This window comes from Mesorhizobium sp. WSM4846 (assembly GCF_055811415.1).
Window position 1 is genome coordinate 1 of record NZ_JBVVPZ010000091.1, and the last position, 1,682, is coordinate 1,682.

At 62.4% G+C, this 1,682-nt stretch carries 1 protein-coding gene; it reads left to right on the forward strand.

From position 1 onward, the window contains the following. Positions 1–142 precede the first annotated feature (142 nt). Complete coding sequence (locus tag AC0L15_RS33120; protein ID WP_473498396.1) at positions 143–1,480, forward strand: ISNCY family transposase; 1,338 nt, start codon at positions 143–145, stop codon at positions 1,478–1,480. Positions 1,481–1,682 lie beyond the last annotated feature (202 nt).

Below are 1,682 nucleotides of genomic sequence, written 5' to 3' on the forward strand. Positions count from 1 at the left end.
CTAGTGTCCGTCCATAAACGGCAAGTTGTTGAAATTACTTGAGGAATCGTAGTTTTCCGCAGGAAAGCTCCGGCGGTTTCAGATACACTTTGGCATCATACCACTGATTCCAAAGCGTTTTCTGTCACCCCCGGAGCCGACAATGCGCCAAGAACGCACCGTCCAAGCCAGTGTATTCGATCTTTTCGCCGGACACGAGATCGGCCGTGAGCTGAAGGGCATGTCCGATTGGCTGGACGAGCAGCGTCACCTGACCGAGCTGGTGGCCGCCGACCTGCGCCGGCACGGGGTCAAGGAGACCGGCCGCGAGGGCCTGCCGGCGGAGGCGGTGCTGCGCTGCGCGCTGCTCAAGCAGCATCGCCAGCTCAGCTACCAGGAACTGGCTTTCCACCTGGAGGACTCCGCCTCGTTCCGGGCGTTTGCCCGGCTGCCATGGGGATGGAGCCCGAAGAAGTCGGTCCTGCACAAGACGATCAGCGCGATCCGGGCCTCGACCTGGGAAGACATCAACGAGGTGCTGCTTTCGAGCGCCCGCCACGAGAAGCTGGAAAGCGGCAGGGTGATACGTGTGGACAGCACCGTCACCGCAGCCCTCATCCACGAGCCGAGCGACAGCAGCCTGTTGTGGGACGCCGTACGGGTGATGGTTCGCCTGCTGCGGCAGGCGGATAAATTGGGCAGCGGCGCGCTTTCCTGGCACGATCACTGCCGCGCGGCCAAGAAGCGGGCGCGGGCGATCCAATACAGCCGCGGCCGCCCGAAACGGGTTCAACTCTATCGCGAATTGCTCGGGATCACTCGCACGACACTGGGCTATCTCCGACAGGCGGCGGAGCGGCTGACCCCGGCGGCTGATCTGGACGTTATCGTCTGGCAGGAGCAACTGCGCCACTATCGACCGCTGATCGAGCAGATCATCGCCCAGACCGAGCGGCGGGTGCTGGCCGGCGAGGCGGTGCCGGCCGCCGAGAAGCTGGTCAGCCTGTTCGAACCGCATGCCGACATCATCGTCAAGGGCGGCCGCGATGTCCATTATGGCCACAAGCTCAACCTGACGACGGGCAGGAGCGGCATGGTTCTCGACCTCATCGTCGAAGCCGGCAATCCGGCCGACAGCGAGCGGTTGCTGCCGATGCTTCAGCGCCACTTCGACCGATATGGCGAGCCGCCACGTCAGGCGGCCGCCGATGGCGGCTATGCCAGCCGCGCCAATCTGATCCAGGCCAAGGCTTGGGGCGTGAAGGACATGGCCTTCCACAAAAAATGCGGCATCAAGATCGAGGACATGGTCAAGAGCCGCTGGGTGTATCGCAAGCTGCGCAACTTCCGTGCCGGCATCGAGGCCGGCGTCTCATGTTTGAAGCGCGCTTTTGGGCTGGGCCGCTGCACCTGGCGCGGGCTCGACCACTTCAAGACCTATGTCTGGTCCTCGGTGGTGGCCTACAATCTCGCCCTCTTCGCCCGCCTCAAGTCGAACTGACCCACCGCCGACTTCGCAAAAGCCTACCCGGCGCCCAGCCGGGCGGTTCAACCATGGGCCAACTAGCGGACGGCGGGAGACCTCTACTTCTCTTCTAACGCCCCATGCACATCGAACCACCAAAACAGTCGGAAATACCTATACCTACATGGGCGTCTACAATGAATACTTCGAAAAGTTACTGTTTATGGACGGACACTAG